The organism is Kluyvera genomosp. 3 (assembly GCF_011765685.1).
Taxonomy (GTDB): domain Bacteria; phylum Pseudomonadota; class Gammaproteobacteria; order Enterobacterales; family Enterobacteriaceae; genus Kluyvera; species Kluyvera georgiana_A.
The window spans coordinates 3,299,269-3,315,393 of record NZ_CP050321.1 but is presented as its reverse complement, the minus strand read 5'-3'; the positions used below and the strand labels follow the sequence as shown (position 1 = coordinate 3,315,393).

Here is a 16,125-nt window from a genome sequence, read left to right as displayed (position 1 = left end):
CATGTGTCCGAATACAGAATCCAAGGCGACAGCAATGTCGCCTTTTTTGTTATCTGTTTTTCGCCGCCAGCGCGTTATTATCTTTAGACTTCTTTACATTTGAGCGGGCAAAATAGTTTTTGTCTTTATATACTGAAGGTAAGCCCACGTTAGGGGTCTTCGTATAGATAACAGGGGGCAAGGGATGTTGCTGAAAAAAGAAAATGGTCGTCGGTTGTCAGCCATGAGTTTGTGTCTGGCGATGACATTTGCTCCGCTGTTTACTGCCTTTGCGGATGAACCAGAACTGGTTCCTTCTGATAGCACCGCAACGCCAGCAGAACAAGCGCCAGTGCTTCTGAACTCGGGCGCGCAATCGTCGGCAATGGCGAGCCTTGTCGGCACTCAGCCGCTGGCTGAAGGGGCGGCGGCGAAAAGCCGCGCCGATATTCTGGCTACGCTACCTGCCGGATATCAACCTGTCTACCTGAATCCTCTGGCGACATTGTATGCCGCCCGAGAGATGAAACCCATGTGGGAAAACCGTGATGCGGTACGCGCCTTCCAGCAGCAACTGGCGGAAGTGGCGATCGCCGGTTTCCAGCCGCAGTTTACCCGTTGGGTCGAGCTGCTGACCGATCCCGGCATCAATGGGATGGCACGTGATGTCGTACTTTCCGACGCGCTGATGGGCTATCTGCACTTTATCAGCGGTATTCCGGTTCAGGGCAATCGTTGGTTGTATAGCGATAAACCGTACACGCTGGCGACGCCGCCGCTGTCGGTGATTAACCAATGGCAGTTAGCGCTGGAAAACGGCTCGCTGCCGCAGTTTATCGCCGCGCTGGCGCCGCAGCATCCGCAGTATAGCGCAATGCATCAGGCGCTACTGGCGCTGACGGGGGATAACCGCCCGTGGCCAAAACTGACCTCGACGGCCGCATTGCGTCCGGGGCAGTGGAGCAGCGATGTGCCGGCGCTACGTGAAATCCTGCAACGTAATGGCGTGCTGGACAACAGTCCGGCCATTCCGCTGCCGGGTGATAACGTCGGCAAGACGAAAAAGGCAGCGAAAAGCGGGCCCGCCGCCTATGACCGCCAGCTGGTGGATGCGGTGAAACGATTCCAGGCGGCGCAGGGGCTTGGCGCGGACGGCGTCATTGGGGCATCGACGCGCGATTGGCTGAACGTCTCCTCCGCCCAGCGTGCGGGCGTGCTGGCGCTGAACATTCAGCGTCTGCGCCTGTTACCGGGGAAAGTCTCTACCGGGATTATGGTGAATATTCCGGCTTACTCGCTGGTCTACTATCTCAACGGCAACGAAGCGTTGGCCTCGCGGGTTATCGTGGGCCGCCCCGATCGTAAAACGCCGATGATGAGCAGCGCGCTGAATAATGTGGTGGTCAACCCACCGTGGAACGTGCCGCCGACGCTGGCGCGTAACGATATTCTCCCGAAGCTGCGTAATGACCCGGGCTACCTGGAGCGACATAATTACACTGTGTTACGCGGCTGGAACAGTAAAGAGACTATCGATCCGTGGCGGGTCGATTGGTCGACAATCACGCCGTCGAATTTGCCGTTCCGTTTCCAGCAGGCGCCGGGGGAACATAACTCGCTGGGGCGCTATAAGTTTAATATGCCAAGCTCCGATGCCATTTATCTGCATGATACGCCTAACCATAATCTGTTCCAGAAAGATGCGCGGGCATTAAGCTCCGGCTGCGTGCGGGTAAATAAAGCTTCCGATCTGGCGAATATGCTGTTACAGGATGCAGGCTGGAATGACGCCCGAATTTCTGATGCCCTTAAAGAAGGGAATACGCGCTACGTGAATATCCGGCAGAATATTCCGGTTAATCTCTATTATCTGACCGCCTTTGTCGGTGCTGACGGTCAGACACAATATCGAACAGATATTTACAATTACGATGTCACTGCGCGATCGGGTGCACAGATTTTGCCAAAAGCGGAACAATTGATCAGATAAATGAAGTAGTTCAGGTAATGTAGTTGTCGAATAAAAAGCGCAGATACCAGCCCCGCAGGTCCAGGGCTGGTGTCTCTGCGCGGCAGGCCGCCTTGACGCTGGCTTTGATGCCCGGTAAGGTGCTTAACGTGCGCCAGAAGTGCATATTTTTCGATCACATTACTGACTGTAGACCTGATTATCATGGACAAATTTGACGCTAATCGCCGCAAGCTGCTGGCGTTAGGTGGTGTTGCGCTCGGCGCGGCCGCCATCTTGCCCACGCCTGCACTTGCCACCCTCTCGACCCCACGTCCGCGTATTTTAACGCTGAATAACCTGCATACAGGTGAGTTGATAAAAGCCGAGTTTTTTGACGGCCGAGGCTATATTCAGGATGAATTAGCAAAACTAAACCATTTTTTCCGTGACTATCGCGCGAATAAAATAAAAAGCATCGATCCTTCTTTGTTTGATCAGCTTTATCGCCTTCAGGGACTATTAGGAACAAATAAACCTGTGCAATTGATTTCCGGGTATCGTTCTGTTGATACCAATACCGAACTGAGAGCGCACAGTCGTGGGGTGGCTAAAAATAGTTATCACACGAAAGGTCAGGCAATGGATTTTCATATTGAAGGCGTTTCATTAAGTAATATACGCAAAGCTGCGTTATCTATGCGCGCAGGTGGTGTAGGATATTACCCACGTAGCAACTTTGTGCATATTGATACCGGGCCGGTCCGGCACTGGTAGCTCTACGCCAACCGTTCAGGCACACTGAAGTGTCTGAACGGTGACGAGTCCAAACAGGAGCAACATGAATTATCGTATTATTCCGGTGACTGCGTTCGCGCAAAACTGTTCATTGATCTGGTGCGAGCAAACTAAACTGGCGGCGCTGGTCGACCCAGGTGGCGATGCGGAAACTATCAAGCAGCAGGTTGCCGAAGCGGGCGTGACGTTGCAGCAAATTTTGCTGACCCATGGTCATCTTGACCATGTGGGGGCGGCGGCTGAACTGGCGCAGCACTACGGGGTGCCAATTATTGGCCCGGAAAAAGAAGATGAATTCTGGTTGCAGGGGCTGCCTGCGCAAAGCCGGATGTTTGGCCTCGAGGACTGTCAGCCTTTGACGCCGGACCGCTGGCTGAACGAAGGGGATACGGTGAGTGTCGGCAACGTGAAGCTGCAGGTGCTGCACTGCCCGGGACATACGCCGGGGCATGTCGTGTTCTTCGATGACCAGGCGCGTTTGCTGATCTCGGGTGATGTGCTGTTTAAAGGCGGCGTCGGGCGCAGCGACTTCCCGCGTGGCGATCACGCGCAGTTGATTGATGCGATTAAGCGCAAACTGCTGCCGTTAGGCGATGACGTGAAGTTTATTGCCGGCCATGGCCCAATGTCGACGCTGGGTTATGAGCGTCTGCATAATCCATTCCTGCAGGATGAATTGCCGGTGTGGTAATCTCAGAATAATAAAAAGGCCGCGAATGCGGCCTTTTTTGTCCCTGAAGGGAGCGTATTGATTACAGGACCGCGACGATGGCTTCGCACAGCGGCGCCATGTTGTCCGGCGTCATGCCCGCCACGTTGATACGGCCGGAAGCGACGGCATAAATACCGAACTCTTCACGCAGGCGCAGTACCTGCTCTTTGGTCAGACCGCTGAACGAGAACATACCGTTCTGCTTCGTGATGAAGGTGAAATCACGGCTCGCGCCTTTCTCCTGCAACGTATTAACGAACAGCAGACGCATGCGCTGAATGCGCTGACGCATATCGGTCAGCTCTTGTTCCCAGATGGCGCGCAGCGCGTCGTTGCTGAGAATGGTTGCGACCACGGATGCGCCGTGCGCCGGCGGGTTAGAGTAGTTCGCGCGAATCACGGCTTTCAGCTGGCTGAAGGCGCGATCGGCGGTGTCGGCATCGGCTGTGACCAGGGTGCAAGCACCAACGCGTTCGTTGTACAGGCCGAAGTTTTTCGAGTAGGAGCTCGCCACAATCAGCTCTTTGTGCAGCGCGGCAAATGCGCGCAGGCCTTCGGCATCTTCTTCCAGACCGCGAGCAAAGCCCTGGTAGGCGAAGTCGAACAGCGGCAGCCAACCTTTTTCAATCGACAGATTTGCCAGCTGTTGCCACTGCTCCAGCGTCGGGTCGATGCCGGTTGGGTTATGGCAGCAGCCGTGGAACAGCACCACGTCACCCGCCTGGGCTTCATTCAGGCTCGCCAGCAGGCCGTCGAAGTTAAGGGCATGCTTTTCTGCATCGTAGTAGTCATATTCGCGTACTTCCAGGCCAGCAGCGCCAAAGACGCTCTTGTGGTTCGGCCAGCTTGGGTTGCTGACCCAAACGCGCTTCACGTCAGTATTTTTCGCGAGGAAATCCGCCGCCACGCGCAGTGCGCCGGTGCCGCCTGGGGTCTGAGCGGTGCGCGCGCGTTTGTCACTAATGATGCTGTTGCCTTTGCCGAACAGCAGCTCTTGCGTGCAGCGACCAAACTCAGGAATACCATCAATACCGAGATAGTTTTTGGTGGTTTCATTCTCCAGCAGATACTGTTCAGCTTTTTTTACGCTGGTCAGCACCGGCGTCTTGCCGGTTTCATCTTTATAAACACCTATCCCGAGATTGATTTTTCCCGGGCGTTCGTCGGCGCGAAACAGATCGGCCAGGCCCAGAATTGGGTCGGCAGGGGCGGCTGTAATGTTCTCAAACATGACGAGGTTCCATTAATAAGTTCGGGGGAAATCCGCTATCAGGTTAACGGTAGATTTACAAAATGCCAACCGTTAGAGACTAAAAGCGCGAAGCTTTTCAAAAGTTAAGATCTTCCTCTTTAGAACGCAAAAAAGCAGGACCGAAGTCCTGCTCTTGAGGCATATAGCAGTGAGGGTCTGCTGATTAGAACTGGTAAACGATACCAACAGCAGCCTGATCGTCGGTTCCCTGCTTGGTGGCAGCAGAGTACGCGTTGTCGTCCAGCAGGTTGAACTTGTACGCCGCGTAGACGTTCATGTTCTTGTTGAAGTAGTACCAGGTGCCCAGTTCGATGTATTTAACCAGGTCAGCATCGCCGCCTTTGAAGTCGCCACGGCCGATCAGGTCTTTACCTTTGGACTGTACGTAGCCCAGGGACGGACGCAGACCGAAGTCGAACTGATACTGAACAACAGCTTCGAAGTTCTGAGTTTTGTTTGCGAAGTTGTTGTCCGGCTCGCGGGTCATGTTCAGCGTTTCAGCATACATTACCGCAGCGTAGATGTTGTTCGCGTCGTATTTCGCAGCAGTAGACCAAGCTTCTGCTTTGCTGCCGCCAGCGCTCGCCCAAGTGTGAGTGGTGCCATTGAAGGTAGAGCTGCCCGGGTTAACCTGGTCGTTGGTACGGTCTGCAACTTCATAACCTGCTGCCAGCGCGATGCCGTTGCCGAAATCATACTGTACAGAGGTGCTGAAGCCGTCGCCGTTCGCTTTCGCGCCGTTGCCGCCGTAGCCAAGGCTTTCCAGCGCGCCAGTTTTGTCGTTGTAGGTCGCTGCAACCGGGTTGCTACGATCGTTTTTACCCTGGTACTGCAGCGCGAAGCTCAGGCCTTCAACCAGACCGAAGAAATCGCTGTTACGGTAGGTCAGCAGGCCAGAAGAACGACCGTTCATGAAGTTGTCGGTAGCAGCCCAGGAATCGCCGCCCCACTCAACCAGCATATCGGTGTAAGCTGCGACGTCGTAGATAGCGCCGTAGTTACGACCGTAGTCCAGAGAACCCGCGTCGCCAAATTTCAGACCTGCGAACGCCAGACGGGTTTTAGTGCCCTGGGAGCCTTCAGAGTTGGAGGCATCCATGTTGTATTCCCACTGGCCGTAGCCTACCAGCTGATCGTTGATCTGGGTTTCACCCTTGAAGCCGATACGGGCATAGGTGGTGTCTTCGTTGCTGGTGTCGCCGTTGGTGGTCCAAATGTGTTCACCAACTGCTTTACCGTAGAAGTCCAGTTTGTTGGCATTTTTGTTGTAGATTTCTGCAGCATTTGCTGCGCCAGCTACCAGCAGGGCAGGGATTACCACTGCCAGGATATTACGCTTCATCATTATTTATTACCCTCATTAGGTTTTTTTTATAGACACTCGCCACTGCCGCCAATTACTTCCGTCAATAAAAATTTACGGAACTATTGATGATAGTTTGGTGTCTTTATGTGTCTGAGAGGCATCTTTCCATTCAAAACATTCTTTCGCCACCCTGAAAATGCTACAAACATCGAGAATAAGTAAGCAAAAGAAATTATGTGTAACTAAATGTGAATTTTGAGGAACTTTGTGAACTAACTCAAAATTCTGAGATGTACGCGGGTTATTTGACCAGTGCCTTATCTATCAATATGAATTTCTTATCTTTTATTTGTATAACGCTTTTTCTTATCGCACAGAGCGGATGTGTGATAATTTCGTTATGATATTTTTTAGCCGTCCAGATAGCTGTTGTTTTGGATAAAAAATGTGCTATGGCTTAAGTGATTTCCTGACTGCAATAAAAATGTGGATGATTTTTGTTCGAGGTTATTACTGGGAAATGTGATGTAACAAACTGCGCAGGGTGGAGGCTTGAAGTTTAGGTTTGTTAAAATTAATAAAGATTTCTTTACATGCGCAGATAAAAAAAGGCCAGCGCGAGCGGCTGGCCTTGAGGATAAAACAGTTTTAGAAGCTGGCGTTACGTGGCGTTCTTGGGAACGGAATCACGTCGCGAACGTTCTGCACACCAGTGACGTAGGCGATTAGACGTTCAAAGCCCAGACCGAAGCCTGAGTGTGGCACGGTACCGTAGCGACGCAGGTCGCGATACCACCAGTAGTCTTCTTTATTCAGACCCATTTCGGCCATACGCGCATCAAGCACGTCCAGACGCTCTTCACGCTGAGAACCACCGATAATCTCGCCAATGCCCGGCGCCAGTACGTCCATGGCGGCAACGGTTTTGCCATCGTCGTTCAGACGCATATAGAAGGCTTTGATCTCTTTTGGATAGTTTTTCACCACCACCGGCGCTTTGAAGTGCTCTTCAGCCAGATAGCGTTCGTGTTCAGAAGAGAGGTCTACGCCCCAGTACACCGGGTTTTCAAACTGTTTGCCACAGTTTTCCAGAATGGTGACCGCGTCGGTGTAATCAACCTGCGCGAAGTCGGCGGAAACGAAACGTTCCAGACGATCGATAGCATCTTTATCTACACGCTCGGCGAAGAACTTCATGTCGTCCGCACGTTCTTCAAGAACGGCTTTAAAGACGTACTTCAGCATCGCTTCTGCCAGACGGGCGTTATCTTCCAGATCGGCAAACGCCACTTCCGGCTCCAGCATCCAGAATTCCGCCAGGTGACGGCTGGTGTTGGAGTTTTCCGCGCGGAAGGTTGGGCCAAAGGTGTAGATCTTCGACAGCGCGCAGGCATAGGTTTCACCGTTCAACTGACCGGAAACGGTCAGGAAGGCTTCTTTGCCAAAGAAATCTTTGTCGTAATCCACTTTGCCTTGATCGTTACGCGGCAGGTTTTCCATATCCAGCGTAGACACGCGGAACATTTCGCCAGCACCTTCAGTATCGGAAGCGGTAATCAGCGGGGTGGAAACCCAGAAGAAGCCCTGCTCGTCGAAGAAACGGTGCAGCGCCTGGGCCAGCGTGTGGCGAACGCGGGCAACCGCGCCAATCAGGTTGGTACGCGGACGCATATGCGCCACTTCACGCAGATACTCGATGCTGTGGCGTTTTGCCGCCATCGGGTAGGTATCTGGATCTTCAACCCAGCCGGTGACTTCCACGTGAGAGGCCTGGATTTCAAAGCTCTGGCCCTGACCCTGAGACGCCACGACTTTACCGGTGACGATCACCGAGCAGCCGGTGGTCAGACGCAGGACTTCGTCATTGTAATTGGGCAGAGAATTATTAATAACGGCCTGTACAGGATCAAAGCAGGAACCGTCATAGACGGCCAGGAAGGAAAAGCCAGCTTTTGAATCTCGGCGGGTACGTACCCAGCCGCGCACGGTGACTTCGCTGTCAACGGCTACGCGGCCCTGGAGTACGTCGGCTACAGGCACAACGCTCATAATAGTCTCTCTATTCGTAGTCCAATAAAAAAATCGTTTTCCCCGGAACGGCGGGGGGATATCTATGTTACCTGTCATCTTCCATCAGACAAGTAGAATTCGCATAAGGAAGGGGTGTTTTAAGAAATAAATAAAGAAGAAGGGAGCCGCCTGGGCTCCCTCTGGTGATTAACTGGCCTTTTTGATCTGCGGGAGATCAAATGCTTTACGTAATGCGCGAACAAATGCTTTATCGTGGCAAATGGTTTTCCCCGGGCTGTCGGAGAGTTTCGCTACCGGTTTGCCGTTGCACTCAACCAGCTTGATCACGATATTGAGCGGTTTAACCTGTGGGATATCGCAGGTTAAACGCGTGCCAATACCAAAGCTGAGATTGATGCGCGGTGAAAAGTGGCGGTACAGCTCAACGGCTTTCGGCAGATCGAGATTGTCGGAAAACACCAGCACTTTCTCGCGCGGGTCGATACCGAGCTTTTGATAATGTTTGATCGCTTTCTCGCCCCACTCAAACGGGTCGCCGGAGTCGTGGCGCAGACCCTGATAACGGGTGGCGAATTCCGGGCCGAAGTCGCGCAGGAACGCATCCATGGTGATGCAGTCGGTCAGTGCGATGCCGAGTCGGTCCGGGTATTCTTCCAGCCAGGCCGCCAGCGCCGCGCGCTGACTGGTCGCCAGATCCGGGCTGATTTGCTGATGCGCCTGGAACCACTCGTGTGCCTGGGTGCCCATAGGCGTTAGGGTCAGGCGACGCGCCAGATCGTAGTTGCTGGTGCCAACAAACCACGGCTCCTGACGGAGACGACTGACAATGGCTTCCTGAACCTCGCGAGAAAAGCGGCGACGGGTGCCGAAGTCCATCAGTTTGAAAGCGGACATATCCAGGTCAGCCGTCAACTGATTAAAGTCGGATAGCTTCTGTTCCAGCATTTCCAGCGCCTGCGGCACCCCGTTTTCCGGCGAACGGTAGCGGTGAACCAGTTCGCTGATCACCGCCAGCAGCGGCACTTCCCACATGATGACTTCACGCCACGGACCTTCAAGGCGGATATTCAGCTTACCGTTATCGTTTGTTACGGTGACCTGTTGTGGATCGTAGCGGAAATCACGCAGCCAGTTCAGGTAGTCCTGCTTAAAGAAAGGCAGACCGGACAGCCAGTGGTATTCATCATCACGCAGGGTGAGTGAACGCATGGCTTCGACTTGTTCGCGAATGGCGTCAGCATAAATGCCCAGCAGATCGTCACCACGGCAGCGGAATTCCGCCGCGACGTTAACGTCGTAGTAGTGGTGGAAAACGGCCTGCTGCATATGCAGTTTGTAGGCATCTGTATCCAGCAACGAGTGCAGAACAGGAGAAGCGAATTGTGTCATGGTGCGCAGTAGCATCCTCTCACAGGAGCGTTTAGTACAATAAACAACAGGGGAGAATGGCTGGAGTATACCTTGTTTAACGATTTATTGAACCCCGATCACACGTTATGGCACGAAGCGCCACTCCGGCGTTTTGTGCGGCATGTTGCGTAAATGTATCTATTTTCCCTATTTGACTGGAAAAGATGAAGATTCTGCATAGCGCGTTTAACACAACAGGAATAGACTGGAGGTGACATTTACAAAAGATGCTAAAGGTTTTTTATGACACAACAGCCCCAAGCCAAGTACCGCCACGATTACCGTGCGCCGGACTACCTGATTAGTGATATCGACCTGGCCTTTGACCTGGATGCCGCAAAAACCGTTGTGACCGCGGAAAGCCAGGTTTCCCGTCACGCAGCGTCTGATGTGCCGTTACGCCTGAACGGTGAGGACCTCACGCTGGTCTCCATTCATGTGAACGGTGCGCCGTGGGCCGACTATAAAGAAGAAGATAACCAGCTGGTCATCTCTGGCCTGCCCGAGCGTTTTACGCTGAAGATTGTCAATGAAATCAGCCCGGCGGCGAATACTGCGCTGGAAGGGTTGTATCAATCTGGTGAAGCGCTGTGTACTCAATGTGAGGCCGAAGGCTTCCGCCATATTACCTGGTATCTCGACCGCCCGGACGTGCTGGCGCGTTTTACCACTAAAATTACCGCCGATAAGAGCAAATATCCGTTCCTGCTGTCCAACGGCAACCGTATTGCCGAAGGTGAGCTGGATAACGGGCGTCACTGGGTACAGTGGCAGGATCCGTTCCCGAAGCCGTGCTACCTGTTTGCGCTGGTGGCGGGCGATTTCGACGTGCTGCGCGATACCTTCAAAACCCGTTCCGGGCGCGAAGTGGCGCTGGAACTGTTCGTTGACCGTGGCAACCTCGACCGCGCGCCGTGGGCAATGACCTCGCTGAAAAATTCCATGAAGTGGGATGAAGAGCGCTTTGGCCTCGAATACGACCTCGACATCTATATGATCGTTGCCGTCGACTTCTTTAATATGGGGGCGATGGAGAATAAAGGGCTGAACGTCTTTAACTCCAAATATGTGCTGGCGCGTACCGATACCGCGACGGATAAAGATTATCTCGATATTGAACGCGTCATTGGTCACGAGTATTTCCATAACTGGACCGGTAACCGCGTGACCTGCCGCGACTGGTTCCAGCTGAGCCTGAAAGAAGGCCTGACCGTGTTCCGCGATCAGGAATTCAGCTCCGACCTGGGCTCCCGCGCCGTTAACCGCATCAGCAATGTGCGCACCATGCGCGGCTTGCAGTTTGCTGAAGACGCGAGTCCGATGGCGCACCCAATCCGTCCGGACAAAGTTATTGAAATGAATAACTTCTATACCCTGACGGTGTATGAAAAAGGGGCGGAAGTCATTCGTATGCTGCACACGCTGCTGGGCGAAGAGAACTTCCAGAAAGGGATGCAGCTGTACTTTGAGCGCCACGATGGCAGCGCCGCCACCTGTGACGACTTCGTTCAGGCGATGGAAGATGCCTCCAACATCGACCTCTCTCATTTCCGCCGCTGGTACAGCCAGGCCGGGACGCCGATTGTCAGCGTGCACGACGACTACAATCCGGAAACCGAGCAGTACACCTTAACCATCCGCCAGCGTACGCCATCCACGGCCGAGCAGGAGGAGAAATACCCGCTGCACATTCCGTTCGATATCGAACTGTACGATAACGAAGGTAAAGTGATCCCACTGCAGAAAGATGGCCATCCGGTACACCACGTGCTAAACGTGACCCAGGCCGAGCAGACGTTTGTGTTCGATAACGTTTACTTCCAGCCGGTGCCGTCGCTGCTGCGTGAATTCTCCGCGCCGGTGAAGCTGGAATATAAATGGAGCGATCAGCAACTCACCTTCCTGATGCGCCATGCGCGTAATGATTTCTCTCGTTGGGACGCCGCGCAAAGCCTGCTGGCAACCTACATTAAGCTGAACGTGGCTCGTCATCAGCAGGGGCAACCGCTGTCGCTGCCGATTCACGTGGCCGACGCGTTCCGCGCTATTCTGCTGGATGAGAAGATTGATCCGGCGCTGGCCGCGGAAATTCTGACTCTGCCATCCGCCAGCGAAATTGCTGAACTGTTTGAGATCATTGATCCGATCGCCATTGCCGCAGTGCGCGAAGCGCTGACCCGCACGCTGGCTACCGAGCTGGCGGACGAGTGTCTGGCGGTGTACAACGCCAATAAACTCGACAGCTATCGCGTTGAGCATGCGGATATCGGCAAGCGCGCGCTGCGCAATACCTGCCTGCGCTATCTGGCATTTGGCGATCGCGAGCTGGGTAACAAGCTGGTGAGCGAGCAATACCATAACGCCGACAATATGACCGATGCGCTAGCCGCACTGTCTGCAGCCGTCGCGGCGGAGCTACCGTGCCGTGACGCGCTGATGCAGGAGTACGACGACAAGTGGCATCATGATGGTCTGGTGATGGATAAATGGCTGATTCTGCAAGCGACCAGCCCGGCAGATGACGTGCTGGCGACAGTGCGTAAGCTGTTGAACCATCGCTCATTCAGCATGAATAACCCGAACCGCATTCGCTCTCTCATTGGCGCCTTTGCCGGCAGCAACCCGGCGGCGTTCCATGCGGAAGACGGCAGCGGTTACCAGTTCCTGGTTGAAATGTTGACCGAACTGAACAGCAAAAACCCGCAGGTGGCTTCGCGTCTGATTGAGCCGCTGATCCGCCTGAAACGCTATGATGCAAAACGTCAGGCGCTGATGCGTTCTGCGCTGGAGCAGTTGAAGGGGCTGGAGAATCTCTCCGGAGATCTGTACGAGAAGATTGCTAAAGCATTAGCCTGATCGTCGCCCGGACGAGGCGTTTATGCCGACTCCGGGGCTTACGTGGTTTCCCCGCCGTTGTGGGCGGGCTTTATGTAAACAAAAACGCCGCGGGATTTTCCCTGCGGCGTTTTTTTTATCAAACATGCGCGGTCTGTCGTGCTGCGCTTAACGTGGGAACCTGGATGTCTCGCCGGTGTAATGCCTGCCAGAAGGTCTCCAGCGCGCTGTCCAGACGCGTGTGCAGATTTGGGCTGAACTGCGGCTTATGTTGATAATCAGTGACCTGGCTGTCATCGGCAAACACACCCTGCAAAATCTCTTGTGCTTTCAGCGCATTGAGAACCGGCTTAAGGGCATAATCGACCGCCAACATATGGGCGACGGTGCCGCCGGTCGCCAGAGGTAAAACCACTTTTCCTTCCAGCGCACGCTCCGGCAGTAAATCGAGCAGCGCTTTTAATGCACCGGCGAAAGAGGCCTTATACACCGGCGTGGCGATGATTAAACCATCGGCATGAACCAGTTGCTCGGTCAGCGTTTGCAGTGCTGGACTGTCGAAACGCGCGTGGAAAAGATCCTCCGGCGCAAAATTCTGCAAATGCCAATGGAACACTTCCACATCCGCCGTGGAAAGTTTCTCACGAGCATACTCCAGCAGAGCGCTGGAACGAGAGGGGAAACGCGGGCTGCCGGCTAAAGTAATGACGCGCATGTTCACTCCTTATAACTAAAAATACACATTAATTTAAAATTGATAACATTTGCCTCAGTGTCTCAAAGGTCGTCAGGTGCGCGAAATACTTTTTCCGACGTAGGATTACCGGAAAATGCATATGGCGGGGAAGGTATATAAAGGAGAGAAGGAAAACGATTGCGCTTTTTTTGCCGCAGGTCAATTCCCTTTCTGTGCGAGATCGCACATAATACGCCCCCGGTTTGCACACCGGGAATCCAGGAGAGTTCATGTACTATCCCTTCGTTCGTAAAGCACTTTTTCAGCTCGATCCAGAGCGCGCTCATGAATTAACGTTTCAACAATTACGCCGAGTCACCGGTACGCCGCTGGAAGCGCTTGTGCGTCAGAAAGTGCCGGAAAAGCCGGTTACCTGCATGGGGCTGACGTTCAAAAACCCTCTGGGTTTGGCGGCAGGTCTGGATAAAGATGGTGAATGTATTGATGCCTTAGGCGCTATGGGATTTGGTTCGATCGAGATCGGCACCGTGACGCCGCGTCCGCAGCCGGGTAACGATAAGCCGCGTCTGTTCCGCCTCGTTGACGCCGAAGGTCTGATTAACCGTATGGGCTTCAATAACCACGGCGTAGATAACCTGGTAGAAAACGTTAAAAAAGCGCATTTCGACGGTATTCTGGGTATTAATATCGGTAAGAATAAAGATACCCCTGTTGAGCACGGCAAAGATGACTATCTGATTTGTATGGAAAAAATCTATGCCTACGCGGGTTATATTGCGATTAATATTTCATCGCCAAATACCCCAGGCCTGCGCACGCTGCAATATGGCGACGCGCTCGACGATCTGCTTTCCGGTATTAAAAATAAACAATCTGAGTTGCAGGAAAAACATCATAAATATGTTCCTGTGGCGGTGAAGATCGCGCCGGATCTTTCTCATGAAGAGTTGATCCAGGTGGCCGACAGTTTAGTTCGCCATAATATTGATGGGGTAATTGCCACCAATACCACATTGGATCGTTCTCTGGTTCAGGGGATGAAACATTGTGATGAAACCGGTGGTTTAAGCGGTCGTCCATTACAATTAAAAAGCACCGAAATTATTCGTATGCTGTCCGCCGAATTAAAAGGTCAGTTGCCTATTATTGGTGTTGGCGGTATCGACTCGGTGATAGCGGCCCGCGAGAAGATGGCGGCTGGCGCGGCACTGGTGCAGATTTATTCCGGCTTTATTTTTAAAGGCCCACCGCTGATTAAAGAAATCGTCACCCACATCTAGTCTTTTTCCCAGTAATGTGATCCAGGGCTTTATTTCCAGCCCTGGTTGCTTTATATTTCCTTATTGTTGCTTATTTAGACATATTGGTCTTTTATTATTTAGGGCGACAATTAACGCAATGGAAGAACAAACGCTGCACGGGATGCAAAAATGATGGGGGAGAAAAATGCGAATTAAACCTGATGATAACTGGCGCTGGTATTATGATGAAGAGCACGATCGCATGATGCTCGATTTAGCCAACGGCATGTTGTTTCGCTCGCGTTTTGCTCGCCGCATGTTAACTCCCGATGCTTTTGAACCCACCGGATTTTGCGTCGATGACGCCGCACTCTATTTCTCTTTTGAAGAAAAATGTCGCGATCTGCTGTTGTCTAAAGAACATCGCGCCGAGTTGATTCTTAACGCCCTGGTAGCGATTCGTTTCCTGAAACCCCAAATGCCGAAAAGCTGGCACTTCCGCGCCCATGATAATGGCTGGACGCCGGTGACCGGCGATGCGGCCAGCGTCTGGCTGAGCGATGACGACAGTCAGGTTAATCTGCTGGTCGTTGAACCGGGTGAAAACGCTGCGCTCTGTTTGCTGGCGCAGCCTGGACTGGTACTGGCCGGGCGCACGATGCAACTCGGCGACCCGATCAAAATTATGAACGACAGGCTGCAACCGCAGCCGGGGCTGGACGGCTACAGCCTGGAGCAGGCGGTTTAACGGCTCAGTTTTAGCGCCGTTTTGGGGACACAGCTACAGCTCAAAATGGTGCCGTCGGTGCCTAACGCGCTTTTCTTCAATGGATTCACTTCCCCTTCGACCAGCGTCACGCGGCAGCTGCCGCACAGGCCCGCGCGGCAGGAGTAGGGCACGCGAATACCCTGCTGTTCAAGCTGCTCCAGTAAAATTTGCTGATTATTCCCGCTGAAGGTTTTTCCCTCCCACTCAATATCCACCAACGCATTTTGCTGAGCCTGCGGCGCGACGGCATCGTCGGTTTGCCCGGCGGTATAGACTTTTGCGGGCCCGGTGGTGAGGATTTCCACTTCATCCCCCACGCGCACCACGCCGCTGTTGCGGGCAATTAAATTCTGCCCGAAGTCGACGTCGCCGGTGGCTGGATCGGTACGGAACGACTGTAAGGTATTTAGCGGTTCTCCGGCGGGGTGCTTCTGCCCTTTTTCCGGACTGATGGTGGTAAAAATACAGCGGCTGCACGGTTTCACCACGTCAAAAATGACGTCGCCAATGCGGATGGTTTTCCAGCTATCTTCAGCCCAGGCTTCAACGCCGGTCACCACCAGGTTCGGGCGGAACTGTTCCATTTGCACGCTGGCTTTGCAGCGTTGTTGCAGGTCGCGTAGCGAAGCTTCGTTAACCAACAGGAACGGAAAACCATCGGCGAAGGAGAGCGGCACCGCATCGTGACGTTTAACGCGACGCGTGAGGTCAGCACCGAGCCAGCGCAGTTGAACGTCGCGTTTAAAGAACGGCGACAGCCACTGATTAATGGCATCCGGCGCGATACGCGAGGTAAAATGGTTGCCCCATACTTCGGTCGGCGAAGGCTGGCCGCTGAAATCAGCGAAGCGCACCAGCGCGCTGCTGCCATCGGGCGCGGTAAGATGTAACCCATCGTGCAGCACCGCCGGGGTAAAGCGCACCATTGCCGGGAATTGTCGGGCGGTAATAAAGGTGCCATCGGGTTCGGTGATCATAAAAATGCGGTCAAATGCCAGCCCGCTAATATCGGCAAAGGCATGCGTGAGCCCGATTCCCCGCATGGATTTCACCGGATGTATAAAAAGCCGCGATAATGTAGCCACAACGCTGTCCCTGAGTCGAAAATAAGCCTTTAACTTTATGACATGGGGCGCAGATTGGCTAT

13 protein-coding genes are annotated in these 16,125 nt (G+C 53.4%); 6 read left to right on the top strand and 7 right to left on the bottom strand.

Annotated elements, in window-relative coordinates:
• The first annotated feature begins 184 nt into the window (after positions 1 to 184).
• Positions 185 to 1,969: a L,D-transpeptidase gene (ldtD, locus tag GY169_RS15625; RefSeq protein WP_167576287.1), complete on the top strand. Its 1,785-nt coding sequence runs from the start codon at positions 185 to 187 to the stop codon at positions 1,967 to 1,969.
• A gap of 10 nt (positions 1,970 to 1,979) precedes the next feature.
• On the opposite strand, the gene GY169_RS23535 is transcribed toward ldtD, so the two are convergent.
• Positions 1,980 to 2,114: a hypothetical protein gene (locus GY169_RS23535; protein WP_263406829.1), complete on the bottom strand. Its 135-nt coding sequence runs from the start codon at positions 2,112 to 2,114 to the stop codon at positions 1,980 to 1,982.
• Positions 2,115 to 2,152: 38 nt separating this feature from the next.
• On the opposite strand from GY169_RS23535, the gene GY169_RS15620 reads away from it, so the two are divergent.
• Together GY169_RS15620 and GY169_RS15615 are read left to right on the top strand one after the other, a co-directional pair.
• Positions 2,153 to 2,704: a YcbK family protein gene (locus tag GY169_RS15620; RefSeq protein WP_163448529.1), complete on the top strand. Its 552-nt coding sequence runs from the start codon at positions 2,153 to 2,155 to the stop codon at positions 2,702 to 2,704.
• Between the two features lie 64 nt (positions 2,705 to 2,768).
• The gene (locus GY169_RS15615) at positions 2,769 to 3,416 is read left to right on the top strand and encodes an MBL fold metallo-hydrolase (RefSeq protein ID WP_065355691.1); all 648 of its coding nucleotides are present in this window, start codon (positions 2,769 to 2,771) and stop codon (positions 3,414 to 3,416) included.
• A gap of 61 nt (positions 3,417 to 3,477) precedes the next feature.
• On the opposite strand, the gene GY169_RS15610 is transcribed toward GY169_RS15615, so the two are convergent.
• The 4 genes from GY169_RS15610 to pncB form a co-directional block, all read right to left on the bottom strand.
• Positions 3,478 to 4,668 (bottom strand): amino acid aminotransferase, encoded by a 1,191-nt coding sequence (locus GY169_RS15610; RefSeq protein ID WP_163448531.1) that lies wholly within the window; start codon positions 4,666 to 4,668, stop codon positions 3,478 to 3,480.
• A gap of 184 nt (positions 4,669 to 4,852) precedes the next feature.
• Complete coding sequence (locus tag GY169_RS15605; protein WP_275957276.1) at positions 4,853 to 6,034, bottom strand: porin; 1,182 nt, start codon at positions 6,032 to 6,034, stop codon at positions 4,853 to 4,855.
• 609 nt (positions 6,035 to 6,643) lie between these two features.
• Complete coding sequence (asnS, locus tag GY169_RS15600; RefSeq protein ID WP_163448533.1) at positions 6,644 to 8,044, bottom strand: asparagine--tRNA ligase; 1,401 nt, start codon at positions 8,042 to 8,044, stop codon at positions 6,644 to 6,646.
• 168 nt (positions 8,045 to 8,212) lie between these two features.
• A complete protein-coding gene (pncB, locus tag GY169_RS15595) occupies positions 8,213 to 9,415 on the bottom strand; it encodes a nicotinate phosphoribosyltransferase (RefSeq protein WP_167576286.1) in 1,203 nt (400 codons plus the stop codon).
• Between the two features lie 264 nt (positions 9,416 to 9,679).
• Between pncB and pepN the strand changes: the two genes are divergently transcribed.
• Positions 9,680 to 12,292, top strand: coding sequence for an aminopeptidase N (pepN, locus tag GY169_RS15590; protein ID WP_167576285.1), 2,613 nt, complete (start codon positions 9,680 to 9,682; stop codon positions 12,290 to 12,292).
• A gap of 118 nt (positions 12,293 to 12,410) precedes the next feature.
• Here the strand turns inward: pepN and ssuE are convergent, their stop codons facing one another.
• On the bottom strand, positions 12,411 to 12,986 hold the full coding sequence (gene ssuE / locus GY169_RS15585; RefSeq protein ID WP_167576284.1) for an NADPH-dependent FMN reductase: 576 nt from the start codon (positions 12,984 to 12,986) through the stop codon (positions 12,411 to 12,413).
• A 251-nt stretch (positions 12,987 to 13,237) separates the two neighbouring features.
• Here ssuE and pyrD point away from each other — a divergent pair, with 251 nt between their 5' ends.
• The gene (gene pyrD, locus GY169_RS15580) at positions 13,238 to 14,248 is read left to right on the top strand and encodes a quinone-dependent dihydroorotate dehydrogenase (protein WP_167576283.1); all 1,011 of its coding nucleotides are present in this window, start codon (positions 13,238 to 13,240) and stop codon (positions 14,246 to 14,248) included.
• A gap of 166 nt (positions 14,249 to 14,414) precedes the next feature.
• Positions 14,415 to 14,957 carry a cell division protein ZapC gene (gene zapC / locus GY169_RS15575; RefSeq protein ID WP_163448543.1) on the top strand — a complete coding sequence of 181 codons (543 nt, stop codon included), beginning with the start codon at positions 14,415 to 14,417 and terminating at the stop codon, positions 14,955 to 14,957.
• On the opposite strand, the gene GY169_RS15570 is transcribed toward zapC, so the two are convergent.
• Complete coding sequence (locus GY169_RS15570) at positions 14,954 to 16,063, bottom strand: YcbX family protein (RefSeq protein ID WP_167576282.1); 1,110 nt, start codon at positions 16,061 to 16,063, stop codon at positions 14,954 to 14,956. The two genes, zapC and GY169_RS15570, sit on opposite strands and share 4 nt — an antisense overlap.
• Between the last annotated feature and the right edge of the window lie 62 nt (positions 16,064 to 16,125).

Coding starts and splice junctions, on each gene's coding strand:
- GY169_RS23535 (WP_263406829.1), bottom strand. CDS start 2,114: ATGCACTTCTGGCGCACGTTAAGCACCTTACCGGGCATCAAAGCCAGC.
- zapC (WP_163448543.1), top strand. CDS start 14,415: ATGCGAATTAAACCTGATGATAACTGGCGCTGGTATTATGATGAAGAG.
- pyrD (WP_167576283.1), top strand. CDS start 13,238: ATGTACTATCCCTTCGTTCGTAAAGCACTTTTTCAGCTCGATCCAGAG.
- GY169_RS15605 (WP_275957276.1), bottom strand. CDS start 6,034: ATGATGAAGCGTAATATCCTGGCAGTGGTAATCCCTGCCCTGCTGGTA.
- GY169_RS15620 (WP_163448529.1), top strand. CDS start 2,153: ATGGACAAATTTGACGCTAATCGCCGCAAGCTGCTGGCGTTAGGTGGT.
- ldtD (WP_167576287.1), top strand. CDS start 185: ATGTTGCTGAAAAAAGAAAATGGTCGTCGGTTGTCAGCCATGAGTTTG.
- GY169_RS15615 (WP_065355691.1), top strand. CDS start 2,769: ATGAATTATCGTATTATTCCGGTGACTGCGTTCGCGCAAAACTGTTCA.
- ssuE (WP_167576284.1), bottom strand. CDS start 12,986: ATGCGCGTCATTACTTTAGCCGGCAGCCCGCGTTTCCCCTCTCGTTCC.
- pepN (WP_167576285.1), top strand. CDS start 9,680: ATGACACAACAGCCCCAAGCCAAGTACCGCCACGATTACCGTGCGCCG.
- pncB (WP_167576286.1), bottom strand. CDS start 9,415: ATGACACAATTCGCTTCTCCTGTTCTGCACTCGTTGCTGGATACAGAT.
- asnS (WP_163448533.1), bottom strand. CDS start 8,044: ATGAGCGTTGTGCCTGTAGCCGACGTACTCCAGGGCCGCGTAGCCGTT.
- GY169_RS15610 (WP_163448531.1), bottom strand. CDS start 4,668: ATGTTTGAGAACATTACAGCCGCCCCTGCCGACCCAATTCTGGGCCTG.